This is a genomic window from Stenotrophomonas sp. RS-48 (assembly GCF_030053245.1).
In the GTDB taxonomy this organism is placed as follows: domain Bacteria; phylum Pseudomonadota; class Gammaproteobacteria; order Xanthomonadales; family Xanthomonadaceae; genus Stenotrophomonas; species Stenotrophomonas maltophilia_P.
Genome location: NZ_JASGBV010000005.1, coordinates 1 through 16426, shown reverse-complemented (window position 1 = coordinate 16426; position 16426 = coordinate 1). Strand labels below are relative to the sequence as shown.

The window sequence follows — 16426 nt, the reverse complement described above, 5'->3', positions numbered from 1 at the left end:
GCGTGGCCAACGACTGGCAGTTCCCACCGTTCTCGCCACCGCCTTTGGAGGAGGGCACCCAGCGTTACGTTCTGCTTGATGGCGCGCAGTGCGAGCAGCCCCTGCAACTGCTGCGCGCGCTGCCCTGGGCGCCGCTGCCCCTGTTCGACGGCCTGCTGGCCGATGGCACGGATGACGCCAGCGTGTTCCTCGCGCGCCTGCCGCGTGGCCTGGAGCTTGACGGTTTCCTGCAGCGTGCGGCGTCGTACGCGCGTTCTCCGGGCCTGCTCAGCCTGATCGACACGGCATTGCCTGCGGAAGAGCTGCAGCAGCGGCTGCAGAGACGGCTGGACGCCAGCTACCCGAACGGCAAGCTGTTCCTGGCCCGCTTCTTCGACGCGCGCGTGCTGCCATGGTGGGTGCAGGTGCTGGACGCGGCGCAGTGCCGGGCCTTCCTGGCGCTGGGAGAGCGCTGGTGGTACCTGCGCCACGATCTGAAATGGGCGCACCTGGAATTGCAGGACAGCGTGCAGGATCCGCACGATCCTCCCTGGGTGCTGGAGGCGGCGCAGCGGCGCGCCCTGATCGATGCCAGCTACCCCTACACGCTGATCGATCACTTCCAGCTCTCCGATCCGGAGCTGCTGGCGCGGCTTCCCCGTGCGCGCTGGTATACCTTCTTCCGACGGGTGGTGGCCACGGCCGCGGACGTCGGCATCGAGGACAGCCGACGGCTGGTGATGGTGTCGACCTGGGCGCTGCTGGCCGGTGTCGATCTTGGCGAGGATCCCGCATGGCGGCTTCGCCTGCAGGACTTCGCGGCGGGGCGGCGCAGCGCTGCCGATATCGGTGACGAAGTGTGGCCGCTTGAAGAAAGCTGGGACTGAACGGAGCGCGATCGGAATGATGGGCAACAAGTACCTGTGGTGGAGCGCGCTGGCGGTGATCGCACTGCTGCTGATGGGCGTCGGCTGCAGCCGGGCGATGGCACGCGGTAAGACGCCGATCATGTCGTTGTTCGCCTTCAACTACAGTCCGAACTACCTCGCTGACGTGCGTGTCGACGGGCAGTATCTCGGAGGGCTGGACGGGTACACCAACGGTGGTTCCGGCATGGGCCCCCGCGCGCCACGAGGCAAGGGGCCGCACAGCGTGCGCGTGCGCTGGATCGAGGCCAACCGATACGATCTGGCCACCAACCGCTATCTGGATGAAGGGCACCGCGTGCCGCGTGAAGCCGTGGTACCGCTGAAGACGCCCTATCCGCCCAACCCGGCCACCTTGCTGCTGCACTTCTATGCGGACGGCCATGTCGAGGCCGAGCTGCTGGACAAGGGCGTGAACAAGTGGGACGTACGGCGCATGCCAGTGCCGAAGGAGCACAAGGACCATGACCAGTATTGATCCGACCGCGATTCCCGGGCAGGTGGATCTTGAACCGGGCACCCCGGATCCGGTCGCCCAGGCTGAGGGCACGGCACGCACTGCGCGACTGGCCCGCGGCACACGTCCGCTGAGCGATGCCGAGCGCCGCCGTCGCCAGGAGGCGATGTGTGGCACCGTGCCCGACAAGGAAGCGGCCACTACGGGATGCACGCAGAGCCTGCACCTGGCCGTATTCTTCGATGGCACCGGCAACAATCGCGATGAGGAGCTGAACAAGGCCCAGAATGAGCGCGCATTGTCGAACATCGCCCGCTTGTTCATCGCGCACAGGGACGACACACGGAACATAAAACGGCAGTACCTGTCCGGCGTAGGAACACCGTGCCCGGAGGTCGGTGATAAGGGGGGGCTGCTGGGGCTGTCCATCGGCAAGGGCGGGCGCGAGCGCATCGACTTCGCGCTGCAGTCGCTGGACGAGCTGATAGACAGCCAGCCCGAGCCGATGCGCATCCTGGTGGTCAGCGTGTCGGTACTGGGCTTTTCGCGCGGAGCGGCTTCGGCACGCGCGTTCGCCCGCGATCTGGCCGCGCGCTGCCGACGCCAGGCCGATGGCACCTGGCTGTACCGCGAGCGTATTCCGCTGCGGATCGGATTCATGGGCGTGTTCGATACGGTGTGCTCGGTGTGGCCCAGCCTGACGGCGGCGGCAGTGAACTACCGCAATGGGCATACCGGATGGGCTGAAGGCATGACCATACCGGAGATCGTGGAGCAGTCGGTGCACATGACCGCCGCCCATGAGCTGCGCGGCCAGTTCCCCCTGGATTCCACCCGCGAGCATGCCCAATACCCCGCCAACACGGTGGAAATATGGTTCCCGGGTGTGCACTCGGACGTGGGCGGTGGCTACGATCCCCAGCACCAGGGGCGCCGGAACAGCATCGCGCGCTTTGCCCTGAACGAGATGTATGACATGGCGCAGGCCAGGGGGGTGCTGCTCAACCCGATCAGTCGCCTGGAACAGCACGTCAAGGCTGAGTTCGACAAGCAGGATCCGGAACTGCAGGCGGTGTTCAACGCCTATCTGCAGGCGGTGCGGGTCAAGCGTGGACGCATGGAGGACGTGCAGGCGTCGCATATGGAGCTGCTGTATCGCTGGCTGCGCGTGCGCGTGGCACGTGGTGACCAGTTGCCGTCGATGCAGCGGCTTGCTGCACGCGAAGAGGCCCTGCGCGAACAGGTGCGCACGCTGCGCCGACGGCAGTCGCAGCTGCCATCGCCCTGGGACAACGACAACCTGCATCTGGCCGACCAGGGCAATGCGGAGAAGACCGCCGAATGGAACCGGGTGTCAGACGAGCTGAAGGCGCGCAACGATGAGCTCTCTGCGGTACGCAAGCAGCGCCGGGGGCTGGAGAAGGAGAACGACACGCTGCTGGACAAGATCGTCAGCCTGCGACGGCGCCGGGAGCGCGGCAGAACGCTGACCATGGCCGAGCGGGTCACTCTGGAATCCTGGGACAATACGACCCTGCTGCCGCCGGACGTGGAGACCTTCTTCGACGGGTACGGTCATGACTCGGTGGCGCACTGGTTCATCGGCAACCTGAGCCAATGGCGGGTGCTGTACTTCGGCGCGACCAAGTACACGCCCGGCAAGGTCGAGGAGACGGCGGATACGCGAGAAGCCGTGCCCGGCTGAGGGGGCAGGGTACACTGGCCGGCGCAGCCCTTGGCCGTGCCGTCGATTGTGAGACCCGTGACCCGCCTGATCCTGTTGTTGTCCTGTTCGCTGCTGGCGGCCTGCGCCAGCGCGCCTGCGCCGGCTCCGGTCCCGTCGGATGCGCTGTGGAGGCTTATCGAGCGCGATTGCCGCGGTGCCGATGTGCCGCGTGGCGCCTGCCTGCAACGGGACGCGACCGCGGCCCGCCGCGATGTGCTCATCAAGGACGCCCATGGCGACTACCAGTTCCTGCTGATGCCACTGGACAAGGTCAGTGGCATCGAGAGCGCTGTGCTGTACCAGCGCGGTGCGCCGAACTACTTCGCGGCTGCCTGGCAGGCCCGCGGGCATACCGAACAGGCGCTGGGCCGCCCCCTGCCGCGCACTGTCGCAAGCCTTGCACTGAACTCGCCGCACGGCCGTTCCCAGCATCAGCTTCACATCCACATCGACTGCCTGCGCGCCGATGTGCTGCAGGCGCTGGACACGCACGCCCCGGCGGTCGGAATGCAGTGGGCGGCGTTGCCCGTGCCGCTGCGTGGCCATCGTTACGTTGCGCGCATGCTGCCGGGAGCAGAACTGCGTGCCAATCCATTGAACCTGCTCGCCTATGACCTGAGCGGGCTGCCCGATGTCGGCCAATGGAGCCTGGTGGTGGCGGGCCGCGAGAATGTGCTGGGAGGCCCCGGCTTCATTCTGCTGGCGACCCGCCTGGATCCCGCGACCGGCAATGAGGCCAGCGGTGAGGAGCTGCAGGACCATGCGTGCTCGGTACTGACCGGGGCGGATGCCGCGCTGGAGCGGGTCCGCTAGTCCGGGCGGACCTGTTGTCGCCAGCGCGGCGCGGTCAAGGCCAGCAGTTGCCGGTCCTGCCAGCCATCGATATCCAGATGGTGATCGCGCAGCAGGCCTTCATGCTCGAACCCCACCGAGCGCAGTGCATCGACGAAAGGCGTGCTGCTGGCCACCGGAAGCAGGGTGAACACGCGATGCAGTCCGACCTGGTCGAACAGGAAGGGGCACAGCGCCTGCAACGCCTGCGCGGGATGCTCGTGGCTGTGCTGCATTGAACGCAGCTCGGCGCAACGGGCGTGGGCGGAGTGCAGCTGGATCTGCAGTTGATCATGCAGCATGCCGTGCCGGTCATCGAACACGCCCAGCAGCAGCTGGTCGTTGTCCTGCTGCAGGCGCGAACGGTGGACGCCTGCCAGGAAGCGCGCTTCCTCGTCGACGCCTGACGGGCGGAAGATGCCGCGGCTCCTTCGATCGTCGAAGGCGCGCCAGCGTGGCAGATCGGCGCGGTTGAACAGGCGCAGGGTGATCGGGGCCGCCTGCAGCTGCACGAGGTGTTGGCGCAGCACGGGGCGGAGCGGCGGAATCGGAGGGCCGAAGGAACAGGTCGTCATGGCTTGACGATGCCCGTACATGCGCCGCCACACCATCAAGAATGTTGTAAAACGCACGTTGTCAGCGCGCGGTGTCACTTATCAGGTTCCGGCATAAGCCCATCAGGCCTGGTCATTTCCGCTGAAACTGTCCGTTCGGGACACTTTCGTTACGGGATCGTTATGCGTGCACAGGCCGCCGCGTCCCGTCCAATCGTCCAACTCCCCCAGGAAGCCCATGTCCGCCTCTCCCCAGGCGCTGCGCCATCGTCCGCTGGTGCTCGCGCTGTCGTCCCTGATGCTGGCCTCGTTGCCCGCCTTCGCGCAGGAAAGCGCACCTACATCGCTGCAGGAAGTGAAGGTCACCGGTTCGCGCATTCCGCGCGCCAGCGTTGAAGGGCCGTCGCCGGTGACCGTGATCAGCCGGGAGCAGATCGACGCGCAGGGCTACCGCAATGCATTCGACGCCCTGAGTGCGCTGACCGAGAACACCGGCAACGTGCAGGGCGAGGATTACGGCAATACCTTCACCCCGGCCGCCAACACCATCAATCTGCGCGGGTTGGGGCCGAACCGCACGCTGGTGCTGGTCAACGGTCGTCGCCAGTCCGACTATCCGCTGGCCTACGAAGGCTCGGTCAACGTGGTGAACCTGGCCAACATTCCCAGCGCCCTCATCGAGCGTATCGAAGTGCTCGCCGGCGGCGCTTCGGCCGTGTACGGTTCCGACGCCATCGCCGGCGTGGTCAACATCATTCTCAAGGAGCGCTACGACGGCGTGGACATCAACGTACGTGCCGGCGGTACCGAGCAGGGCGGGGGAGACAACCAGCGCGTGCAGGTGGTGGGAGGTGGTGCCGGTGAGCGATGGGAAGGCGTGTTCGGCTTCGAGCTGGGAATCCGCAAGGCCATCCACGCACGCCAGCGCGATTTCATGGACTCGCTGGACGATGATCCGCGTGGCACGGTCCCGCAGGCCACGGCCATCGCCTATCGGCGCAATGCAGCCACCGGCAGGAACATCGACCCGGGCAGTGACGGCTGCGATGCCGCTTCCGGGATCTACGGCGGGAGCGTGTTCCGCGCCACCAATCCGCGCCTGGGCAGTTACTGCGGCAGCAACGAGGCCGCCGCCAGCTACTGGACCGTGCAGACTGAAAAGCGCAACCTCGATGGCTATGGCCTGCTGACCTTCCACCTGGACGAACGGACCGATCTGTTCGCCGACCTGGCCGTGGGCAGCGCCACCATCTACAACAACACCCGTGCCCCGACGTGGACGTCCGCACGCAATTACTTCTACAACCAGAACAGTGGTGAACTGGAGAGCTGGTATCGCCGGTTCGCACCGGAAGAAGTGGGCGGCCTGCCGCGCAACGCCAATCGCTTCCTGGAAAAATCGTGGTCGTTCAACGTCGGTGTACGCGGCCAGCTGGGTGACAGCGACTGGGACTACGAGGCCGTCTACAGCCGCTCGCGCTACGAGAACCGGACGCGGCGGCCGGTGCTGCTGGCGGGAATCAACGAATACCTGCTCGGACCGACGCTGGGCGTGCGCGACGGGGTGGAAGTCTACGCGCCGGATCCGGCACGGCTTTACCAGCCGCTGACGCCGGACGAGTACGGGCAGTTGTCCGGTTACCAGGAGAGCCGCAATGCGGCGTGGCTGCAGACCTTCAGCGCCAGCGTCAACGGCCGCCTGTTCGAACTGCCCGGAGGCGAGGCGGCGCTGGCGGCCGTGGTCGAGGCCGGCAGCCAGGGGTATCGCAACCGACCGGACCCGCGGCTGGGAACCGGAGAGTTCTGGAACACCAGTGCCGGCGTTGGCGCAGGAGGAGAGCGTGATCGCTATGCGGTGGGCGCCGAACTGCAGCTGCCGTTGCTGCCGCGCCTGACCACCACGCTGGCGGGCCGCTACGATCAGTACCGGGCCGCAGGCGAACACATCGGCAAGGCGACGTGGAGCTTCGGCGTGGAGTTCCGCCCGCTGGACAGCCTGTTGATCCGTGGCACGGCCGCCACCAGTTTCCGTGCGCCGGACATGAACTACGTGTTCGCCACTGAAACCCGCGGCTACAACCCGGGCATGACCGATTACTGGCGGTGCCGTACCGCCGGTCAGCCGTATGACGACTGCGACTTCAACAGGCTGTCCATCGACTTCAGCAACCGCGCCAATCCGCAGCTGCAACCGGAAACCGCCAAGTCGTACGGCTTTGGTGTGGTCTGGTCGCCGCTGGCAAGCCTGGATTTCAGTGCGGACTACTACGACATCCGCATCGACAACGAGGTGACCAATCTCGACAGCAGCCGCATTCTGCGCGACGAAGCCGATTGCCGCCTCGGCCGTACCCTGGGCGGTGAAGTGCGCGATATCGGTTCGCCGCTGTGCCAGGACGCGCTGGCCCGCGTGATCCGTAATCCTTCCACGGCGGCGGTGCAGCCGGACCAGGTCACCCGGGTGCTGATCAATCCGATCAACGCGGCATCCGAGTCCGTGCGCGGCATCGATCTGAAGGGCAACTGGCGTTTCGATGCCGGGCGGGCGGGGCGCTTCACCACGCGCCTGGCCTACACCGTCGTGCTTGAGCATGAGTACCGGCAGTTCGCCGATGACGAGGTGCGTGACATCCGCAATTCCCTCGACGACTGGCAGTGGCGCAGCAAGGTCAACGGCAGCGTGACCTGGAACCGCGGTGACTGGACCGCGACGGTGTACGGCAACCGCTATGGCTCGCTGCCGAAGAGCGACGGCAGCGGCCGCATCGGACCGTACATGACGTACAACGCGAGCGTGTTCCGCACCTTCGGAGACAACCTGTCGCTGGGTGTCATCGTCAACAACCTGCGCAACAGCCGGCCGCCGGCGGACCGCAACGGGGGGGGCTGGCCGTTCTATCCGGTCGGCAACTACGACCCCTATGGCCGCCAGTTCTGGATGGAGATGGATTACCGCTTCAACTGAGCAGCGCAGGTGGGGCGCCTCTTCGACTCGCGTCTGCGGCGAGCGGAGAGGCGTCGCTTGGTGCCTTCACGACGCGCGGACAGTCGTCACAGCCATCCGCAATCACGCTTACGGCAACGCCTGTACCAGATAGGATTCGATGACGTAGCTGAAAGGTTGCTGCTGGCGGTCGCGCAGCAAGGCGCGTACTTCCAGGATGATGCCGTGGTCGCCCTCGCCACGGGGGGGCCAGAAGGTCTGGTCGGCTTCGGTCTCGCGCTGGAAGCCCAGCGGGCCGACCACGCGGCCGAAAGGCTCGTCGGTGCTGTCCAGCACCTGGTTCATCGCCGTACTGAGATGGCCGGGGAGGTACCAGTTGTCGGCCTCGGACAGCACGCGGTTCCCGCACACCAGCTGCACGCGGCGGTAGCGCAGCGCGGCGCTGGAGTCGGCGCCCAGTGCCTGCAGCACCTCGGCCGGGGCCTGCTTGTCATCGCCATGGATGCGCACCGCGCGGACGCGGGCCTGCTGGGCCAGGCCGTGTTCGGCACACCAGCTTTCCAGCGTGGCTGTGGCGCTCTGCCCGGACAGCACCCGCTGATGCAGCCGTTCGACCAGCGCCGCCGGGGCGATCCGCTGCTGGCCAGGCGGTGCCTGCGGCGGCGGAGCGCCGACGGCATCGCTGGCGGACAGGCTGGCGATCGGCGCGGCGGCAAGCAGTGAAGCGGCCTGCCAGCGGCGGATACGATCGTGGCGGTCGGACGGGCCCATGCGGCATCACAGCGGAAACAGGTGTCTATGGTACCCGTTCAGCGCTGTGTACGGCGCCCCCGCCGCGCCCCTGCTCCCGGCGGTATTCATCGAACGGGCTCATACCGGCTCGCGCTGCACCTGCTGCCACAGCTCGCTGGCCAGCGCACGCACGGCATCATCGGCGTCGCCACGGTGCAGCAGCCCGATCTCGTAGTTGTCGATCACCGGCAGGTTCCGTTCGCCGTCGATGATGCGGTGTCCGCGGCCCACTGCCCGGCGCGGCAGCAGGCTGATGCCGATGCCATCGGCAACCGCGCCCTGGATGCCGCTGAGCGATGAACTGGTGAAGGCGATGCGCCAGCGCAGGCCGAGTGCTTCGACCGCCTGGATCATTTCGTCGCGGTACAGTCCGCGCGGCGGGAAGGTCACCAGCGGCAGGGGCTCCTGCAGCAGGCAGCCACTGCGCAGGCTGTCGATCCAGTGCATGGGTTCACGCCGGCAATGCACGGCCTGGCGGCTGTTGCGGCGCTGCTTGACCAGGACCAGATCCAGTTCGCCATGATCGAAGCCATGGGCCAGATCGCGGCTGAGGCCGCTGCTGATCTCCAGCTTCACCTGCGGATGGCGGCGGCTGAAAGCGGCCAGCATGCGCGTGGTCTGCGCGTTGACGAAGTCCTCGGGCACACCGATGCGGACCGCTGTTTCGACCGTGGCGCCCGCCAACGCCTGTGCCATTTCCTCGTTCAGGTCGAGCATGCGCCGCGCATAGCCCAGCAGCGTGTGGCCGGCGTCGGTGGGCTGCACATCGCGATGGCCACGCTCGAGCAGGCGATGACCGGCCAGCTCTTCCAGACGGCGCACCTTCTGGCTGACCGTGGACTGGGTCGAGTGCAGGCGGGTGGCCGCAGTGGTGAAGCTGCCGCAGTCGGCCACCATCACCAGGGCCCGCAGCAGGTCCAGTTCGAACAGTGACCTATTCGATCTTGAACTTTCTTGCATTTGAACATTTCATTTCTGGATACCCGTGGCGACTTCTACCATGCGGCCAAGGTACCGGCAACGTCCGGCCGACTGATTCCGGAGGGTTCATCATGCACCTGCAACACCGCTGTCTGCGCTGGGCTGCGCCTTCACGGCGCGCGCTTCTGCTGTGCCTGCTGGCCGTGGCATTTCCGGCCTGTGCCGCAGACCCGTCCGGCCAGGCCGACGTGCGGTTGCGGGAGGCCGCCAGCCGCGGCGATGCCGGAGCGGTGCGCCAGGCACTGGCCGATGGCGCGGCGTTGGAAGCGCGCGACGCACAGGGCCGCACCGCGCTGCTGCTGGCGACCCATGGCAACCGCGTGGACGCGGCGCGCGTGCTGATCGAGGCGGGGGCCGATGTCAACGCCAAGGACAGGCTGCAGGACAGTGCTTATCTGTACGCCGGTGCGCGCGGACTGGACGGGATCCTGGCCTTGACCCTGAGCCATGGTGCCGACTTGCGCAGCACCAACCGTTATGGCGGCACCGCCCTGATTCCTGCCGCCGAGCGTGGCCACGTCACCACGGTGCGCATGCTGCTGCGTGCGGGCGTGGCAGTGGACCACGTCAATCGACTGCAGTGGACGGCGCTGCTGGAGGCGATCCTGCTCGGCGACGGAGGGCCGCGCCACACGCAGATCGTGCAGCTGCTGCTCGAAGCGGGCGCCGATCCTGAGCTGGCCGACGGCGAGGGCGTGACGCCGCTGGCTCACGCGCGCCAGCGCGGCCAGGCCGCGATCGAAACCCTGCTGCGCCAGCATGGCGCGACACGCTGATATCTGCTCCTTCCATTCCGCACGCTGGCCGTGCCCATCAGGATGTTGTCCATGTTCTGTTTCCGCCCGTTGTCCCTTGCTGTGCTGTTCGCCTGCGCACCGCTGTCCGCTGCTGCAGCCGAACGTGCCGATCTGCTGATCCGCAATGCCACCGTGGTCGATGTGGAGCACGCCCGCACCCTGCCGGGGCAGAGCGTGGTGATCCGCGGCGAGACGATTGTTGCGGTCGGCCCTGACGCAGGGCTGGAGGGCCAGTGGCGCGCGGACCGGCAGCTGGATGCGCAGGGGAAGTACCTGATTCCGGGACTGTGGGACATGCATGTGCACTTCGGTGGAGGCCCTGCGCTGATCGAAGAGAACAAGGCACTGCTGCCGCTGTACGTCGCCCATGGCATCACCACCGTGCGCGACTGTTCGGGTGATCTGCCGCAGCAGGTGCTGCAGTGGCGTGGCGAGATCGCCGCCGGCACACTGTTCGGTCCACGCCTGCTCAGCTCCGGCGCCAAGATCGAAGGCATCAAGCCGGTCTGGAAGGGGACGATCGAAGTCGGCAGCCGCGCCGATGCCGATCAGGCGATCACGCGCCTGCAGCGCGACAAGGTTGACTTCGTCAAGATCACGGACAGTACGCTGACGCCGGAACTGTTCCTGTACTCGGCTGCCGCCGCGCGCAAGGCAGGATTCAGGGCATCGGGCCATATCCCAATGGCGCTGACCGTGGAGCAGGCGGTCGATGCTGGCCTGGCGTCGATCGAACACCTGGACTATGCGTTCAAGGCGGGCAGCAGGGATGAGGCGCGGATTGCAGCCGATTTCGGCGCCGGGCGTATCGATCGTACGGAAGCGAACCGGCAGCTGGATGCCAGTTTCGACCGTGACACCGCGATGCGCGCGTATCGTGATTTCGCCCGTCGAGGCGTGTTCGTGACGCCCACACTCAACGGCGGACGCATTCTCGACTTCCTCGACCAGGACGATCATGCCCACGATCCCTATCTGGCCTACATCGGCCCAGGCCTGCGTGCCACTTACCAGTGGCGCGTGGAGCGCGCGGCCAAGGCCACGCCGGCACAGATCCAGGCGCGGCATGCGCAGTACCGGCAGGTGGCCGCGGTGCTGCCGATGCTTCAGGAAGCGGGTGTGACGATCATTGCCGGCACCGACGCCGGCTTCCTCAATTCGTTCAACTATCCCGGGATCGGACTGCACCAGGAACTGCAGCTGTTCGTGCAGGAAGGGCTGACACCGCCCCAGGCCCTGTCAGCGGCCACGCGGTCTGGCCCGGCCTGGTTCGGGCAGATGGACCGCTACGGGAGCGTGGCCGACGGCAAGGCGGCGGACCTGGTACTGCTGACCGCCAATCCGCTGCAGGACATCGCCGCGACCGGGAAGATCGACAGCGTGATCCTGCGCGGCCACGTGCATGATCGTGCAGCGCTGGACAAGATGCTGGCCGACACCCGCGCGCGCGTGGCCGCGTGGAACGATGAAGCAGACAAGGCCCGATCAGCGGACTGAACGCAGTCATCGTTGTAGTGATGAGGGGAACGGGGGAGTCGCCACGCGTTGCTGCGGGCACTCCCGACCGTTCCTTCGTTCGTTTTGCGCTGCGCAAAACGAGCCTGAAGCGTCAATTTGGATCGCATTTTTTCCCGTGAAAACGGGTGTTCCGGCGTAATGACGTGCCAACTGCGTCACAGAGCTTTCAACGACCTGCGCGATGAAGGCCGCATGCACGCGATCTGCATGGAACGTTCACTTCGACGCGGTGTATACCCTCCCGCAGCGGACGGGGAGCAATGGCCGACGTCCGACGGCCCTGACCGCGTCGCTGAACGCGCGTCGGCGATTCCAGACAAGAGGATTGTCGTTCATGCATCTGCATCTCGCGCCCACGCTGTAGCGCTGCATCGCACCACGACCGGGCGCGTCGCATCGCTGCATCCGGTCGCCTGAAGAATCCGAAGCACGTATCCGGCAGCAGGCGTTTTGCCCGTTGGCGGTGGCTTCGCGCGAAAACATATCCATTCCGTGCCGCCGTGCCAGCGTGATCGCTGTGCGTGACGTCGTTGTGCGCATGGCGGTGCGCCTGTAGAGAGGAATGTCCCATGGCCATCCGCGTCAAGGTTGTCCCGGCAAGCGAATCGATCAGCTCCGATACCGCCGCCACCACCGTCCTCAATGATGTCGTGAGGCTGCAGCAGAGCAGCAACGTCGCACTGGACATCGATCCAGACCAGGTCGCCGGCTACGTGAAGGACGGCCAGGATCTCGTGGTGCAGCTGAAGACCGGCGAGAACGTCCGCATCGTCAACTTCTATGCTGAAGGACAATCGCCCAGCCATCTGTTCCTGGTGGATGACAAGAAGCTCGTGGCCGTCGATCTGCCGGCGGTGGCCAGCGATGGGCCGTTGGCGGCGAGCTATCTGCCGCAGGAGACGCTGGCTGGGTTCGACTCGCTGACTGCAGCGGGCGCGAGCGCAGGCAGTGGCATCAGCGGCGCGATGGTGCTGGGCGGGCTGGCCGCGGTCGGCGCAGCGGTGGCGTTGGCCGACAGCGGCGGCGGTGGCGGTGGCGGATCGCCGAATCCACCGCAGAATCCCCCGGTACCCGATACCACGCCGCCGGCCGCACCCACCGGGCTGGCATTCAGTGCGGACGGCCGGACGCTTACCGGCAGCGGTGAAGTCGGTGCCACGGTGCGCGTCGATACCAATGGTGACGGGCAGCCTGATGCGACCGGAACGGTGGGTGCCGATGGGCGATTCAGTGTCACCCTGTCGCCGCCGTTGACCAACGGCGAGAGCGTCAGCGTGACGCTGGTCGATGCCGCCGGCAACGTGAGCGGACCGGGGCAGGCGACGGCCCCCGATACGACACCGCCTGCAGCGGCCAGCAACGTGGTGGTGGCTGACGACGGCAGCAGCATCAGCGGCAGCGGTGAGCCGGGAGCAACGGTGGGCGTGGATACCGATGGCGATGGCCAGCCCGATGCCACCGTGGTGATCGGCGGCGACGGCCAGTTCACGGTACCACTGGATCCACCGCTGACCCAAGGCGAGACGATCAGCGTGGTAGTGACCGATCCGGCCGGCAACAGCAGTCCGCCGGTCACGGTGCAGGCGCCCGACTATCCCGACGCGCCGCTGGTGAATGCCAGCAATGGCAGTGTGATTTCCGGAACGGCGGGCGCGGGCCTGACCATCCTGCTTACGGATGGCGATGGCAATCCGATCGGCCAGACGGTAGCGGATGCGAGCGGCAACTGGAGCTTCACGCCGCCTGCGGCGCTTGCTGATGGAACCGTGGTCACTGCCGTGGCCCAGAATGCGGCCGGCAATACCAGCCCCGCCACGTCGATCACCATCGATGGCGTTGCGCCTGCCGCACCGGTCATCGATCCAAGCAACGGCACGACGATCAGCGGTACCGCCGAGGCCGGCAGCACGGTGACCCTCACCGACGGCAATGGCAACCCGATCGGCCAGGTCACCGCCGATGGCGATGGCCACTGGAGTTTCACCCCGGGCACGCCGTTGCCGGACGGCACGGTGGTGAATGCCACCGCAACCGATCCGGCCGGCAACACCAGCGGCCAGGGAAGCATCACGGTCGATGCGGTCGCGCCGTCCACGCCTACCGTGGAGCCCAGCAATGGCGGCACGCTCACGGGCACCGCCGAGCCCGGAAGCACGGTGGTGCTGACCGACGGCAACGGCAATCCGATTGCGGAAGTCGCCGTCGATGGCAGCGGCAACTGGAGCTATACCCCCGGCACGCCGCTGCCCGATGGCACGGTGGTCACGGTGGTTGCCCAGGATGCCTCAGGCAACAGCAGCCCGCCGGCAACGGTCACCGTGGATTCGCAGCCGCCTGCCGCGCCCATACTCGAGGCCAGCAACGGCACCACGCTCAGCGGAACCGCCGAGCCCGGCAGCACGGTCACCTTGACCGATGGCAACGGTAATCCGATCGGGCAGGTCACCGCCGACGGCAACGGTGACTGGAGCTTCACCCCGGCCACGCCGCTTCCGAACGGCACCGTGGTCAATGCCAGTGCCACGGACGCCACCGGCAACACCGGCCCCGGCGCCAGCATCATCGTTGACGCGGTCGCTCCGGCCGCCCCGGTCGTCCTTCCCAGCAACGGCACGAGCATCAGCGGTACGGCCGAGCCCGGTAGTACCGTGACGCTGACTGACGGCAGCGGCACTGCGATAGGCCAGACCACCACTGACGGCAACGGCAACTGGAGCTTCACCCCGGCCACGCCACTGCCGGACGGTACCGTGATCAATGCCACCGCCACCGACGCGGCAGGCAACACCGGCGGGCAGGGCGGCACCACGGTGGATGCGGTGCCACCGGCCGCGCCTGTGCTGAACCTGAGCAACGGCAGCGCAGTCACTGGTACCGCCGAGCCTGGCAGCAGGGTGATCCTCACCGATGGCAATGGTGATCCGATTGCCAGCGTAACGGTGGATGGAAGCGGCAACTGGAGCTACACGCCCGCCACGCCGCTGCCCAACGGGACGGTGGTCAACGCCGTGGCAGTGGATGGCTCCGGCAACGCCAGCGTCGGCAGCAGCGTCACCATCGACTCGCAGGCGCCGTCGGCGCCCGTGCTCGACGTCAGCAATGGCACCCTGATCGTAGGTACCGCCGAGCCGGGAAGCACGGTGACGCTCACCGACGGCAATGGCAATCTCATTGCGCAGGTCACCGCCGATGGCTTTGGCGACTGGACCTTCACTCCGGCGACGCCGCTTCCTGATGGCACCGTGATCAACGCCACGGCCACCGATGCCACCGGCAACACCAGTGCGCCTTCGTCGATCACGGTCGATGCCGTCGCACCTGCCGCACCCGTGGTCAACCCGAGCAATGGCATCACGCTCACTGGCACGGCCGAGCCGGGCAGTGTCGTCACGTTGATCGATGGCAGCGGTAATCCCTTCGGTCAGGCCCCGGTCGACAGCAACGGCAACTGGTCGTTCCCGCTCGCTACGCCGCTGCCCGATGGCAGCGTCGTCAGCGCGACCGCCACCGATGCCTCTGGCAATACCAGCGGCGCGACCAGCATCACCGTGGACGCGCTGCCACCGGCGACGCCGGTGCTGAATCCCAGCAACGGCAACACGGTCAGCGGTACCGCCGAGCCCAACAGCACGATCATCCTCACTGATGGCAACGGTGGTCTGATCGCGGAGGTCACCGTCGATGGCAGCGGCAACTGGAGCTACACGCCGGCCACCCCGCTGCCCGATGGCACCGTCGTCACGGCCGTGGCGGTGGACGCGGCAGGCAATACCAGTCCGCCGTCCACCGTCTCTGTCGATGCCAGTGCGCCGCCGGCGCCGGTCATCGATCCCAGCAACGGCACCACCGTCAGTGGTACTGCCGAAGCTGGCAGCAGGGTCATCCTGACCGACGGCAGCGGCAATCCGATTGGCCAGGTTACCGCCGACGGCAGTGGCAACTGGAGCTTCACTCCCGGCACGCCGCTGCCGGACGGGACGGTGATCGTGGCGACCGCCACCGATGCCACCGGCAATACCGGTCCCCAGGCGGCCATCACCGTCGATGCGCTGCCGCCGCCGGCCCCCGTGCTCGAACCGGGCAATGGCACGACGATCACCGGCACCGCCGAGGCCGGCGCCACGGTGATCCTCACCGATGGCAACGGCAACCCGATCGGACAGACCACGGCCGATGGCAGTGGCAACTGGAGCTTCACCCCGGCCACGGCACTGCCTGACGGGACGGTGGTCAACGCGGTCGCGCAGGACGCGGCCGGCAACACCGGCCCGCAGGGCAGCACCACGGTCGATGCGGTGGCGCCGCCAACGCCGGTCGTCAATGCCAGCAATGGCAACGTCCTCACCGGTACCGCCGAACCGAACAGCACCGTGACGCTGACCGACGGCAACGGCAATCCGATCGGGCAGGCCACTGTCGATGGCAGTGGCAACTGGAGCTTCAGCCCCGCCACGCCGCTGCCCGATGGCACGGTGGTCAACGTCACCGCGACCGATGCCGCAGGCAACACCAGCGCACCGGCAAGCACCACCGTCGACAGCTCGCTGCCCTCGATTCCGCTGATCGATCCCAGCAACGGTTCGGTGATCAGCGGTAGTGCAGATCCGGGCAATACGGTCATTATCACCGATGGCAGCGGCAACCCGATCGGCCAGGTCACGGCTGACGGCAGTGGCAACTGGTCGTTCACCCCGGGCGTACCGCTGCCCGATGGGACCGTGGTCAACGTGATCGCGCGCAGTCCTTCGGGTGTCGACAGTGCGCCGGCGGCCATCACCATCGATGGCGTTGCGCCGTCGGCGCCCGTGATCGATCCCAGCAATGGGGTCGAGATCAGTGGCACTGCGGAAGCCAATGCGGTCATCGTGCTGACCGACGGCAGCGGCACTCCGATCGGGCAGACCACGGCCGATGGCAGCGG

The 16426-nt window shown here is 67.0% G+C and carries 11 protein-coding genes; 8 read left to right on the top strand and 3 right to left on the bottom strand.

Going from position 1 to position 16426, the window contains the following annotated elements:
• Positions 1-2: 2 nt before the first annotated feature.
• Genes QMZ25_RS01185 through QMZ25_RS01170 form a run of 4 tightly spaced genes read left to right on the top strand, consistent with a single transcriptional unit; the run spans position 3 to position 3901 of the window.
• Positions 3-866, top strand: a complete 864-nt coding sequence (locus QMZ25_RS01185) for a DUF4123 domain-containing protein (protein WP_065182771.1) — start codon at positions 3-5, stop codon at positions 864-866.
• 16 nt (positions 867-882) lie between these two features.
• A complete protein-coding gene (locus QMZ25_RS01180) occupies positions 883-1383 on the top strand; it encodes a DUF3304 domain-containing protein (RefSeq protein WP_065182772.1) in 501 nt (166 codons plus the stop codon).
• Entirely contained in the window at positions 1370-3067 is a 1698-nt protein-coding gene (locus QMZ25_RS01175) for a DUF2235 domain-containing protein (protein ID WP_128989198.1), read from the top strand. The genes QMZ25_RS01180 and QMZ25_RS01175 overlap by 14 nt, the downstream gene beginning before the upstream one ends.
• A gap of 57 nt (positions 3068-3124) precedes the next feature.
• On the top strand, positions 3125-3901 hold the full coding sequence (locus QMZ25_RS01170) for a CDP-diacylglycerol diphosphatase (protein ID WP_180875322.1): 777 nt from the start codon (positions 3125-3127) through the stop codon (positions 3899-3901).
• On the opposite strand, the gene QMZ25_RS01165 is transcribed toward QMZ25_RS01170, so the two are convergent.
• Positions 3898-4449, bottom strand: a complete 552-nt coding sequence (locus tag QMZ25_RS01165; protein ID WP_309250431.1) for a GNAT family protein — start codon at positions 4447-4449, stop codon at positions 3898-3900. The genes QMZ25_RS01170 and QMZ25_RS01165 overlap by 4 nt on opposite strands.
• Before the next feature lie 262 nt (positions 4450-4711).
• On the opposite strand from QMZ25_RS01165, the gene QMZ25_RS01160 reads away from it, so the two are divergent.
• Positions 4712-7438, top strand: coding sequence for a TonB-dependent receptor (locus QMZ25_RS01160; protein ID WP_283218999.1), 2727 nt, complete (start codon positions 4712-4714; stop codon positions 7436-7438).
• A gap of 108 nt (positions 7439-7546) precedes the next feature.
• Here QMZ25_RS01160 and QMZ25_RS01155 read toward each other — a convergent pair whose 3' ends face one another.
• A complete protein-coding gene (locus tag QMZ25_RS01155; protein ID WP_065175273.1) occupies positions 7547-8188 on the bottom strand; it encodes a hypothetical protein in 642 nt (213 codons plus the stop codon).
• A gap of 99 nt (positions 8189-8287) precedes the next feature.
• Positions 8288-9169: a LysR substrate-binding domain-containing protein gene (locus tag QMZ25_RS01150; RefSeq protein WP_283218998.1), complete on the bottom strand. Its 882-nt coding sequence runs from the start codon at positions 9167-9169 to the stop codon at positions 8288-8290.
• A 92-nt stretch (positions 9170-9261) separates the two neighbouring features.
• Between QMZ25_RS01150 and QMZ25_RS01145 the strand changes: the two genes are divergently transcribed.
• The 3 genes from QMZ25_RS01145 to QMZ25_RS01135 form a co-directional block, all read left to right on the top strand.
• The gene (locus QMZ25_RS01145) at positions 9262-9966 is read left to right on the top strand and encodes an ankyrin repeat domain-containing protein (RefSeq protein ID WP_197571162.1); all 705 of its coding nucleotides are present in this window, start codon (positions 9262-9264) and stop codon (positions 9964-9966) included.
• Between the two features lie 51 nt (positions 9967-10017).
• Positions 10018-11484 carry an amidohydrolase family protein gene (locus QMZ25_RS01140; RefSeq protein ID WP_283218997.1) on the top strand — a complete coding sequence of 489 codons (1467 nt, stop codon included), beginning with the start codon at positions 10018-10020 and terminating at the stop codon, positions 11482-11484.
• A 590-nt stretch (positions 11485-12074) separates the two neighbouring features.
• Positions 12075-16426, top strand: a 4352-nt coding sequence (locus QMZ25_RS01135; RefSeq protein WP_283218996.1) for an Ig-like domain-containing protein, incomplete at its 3' end; no start/stop codon positions are given.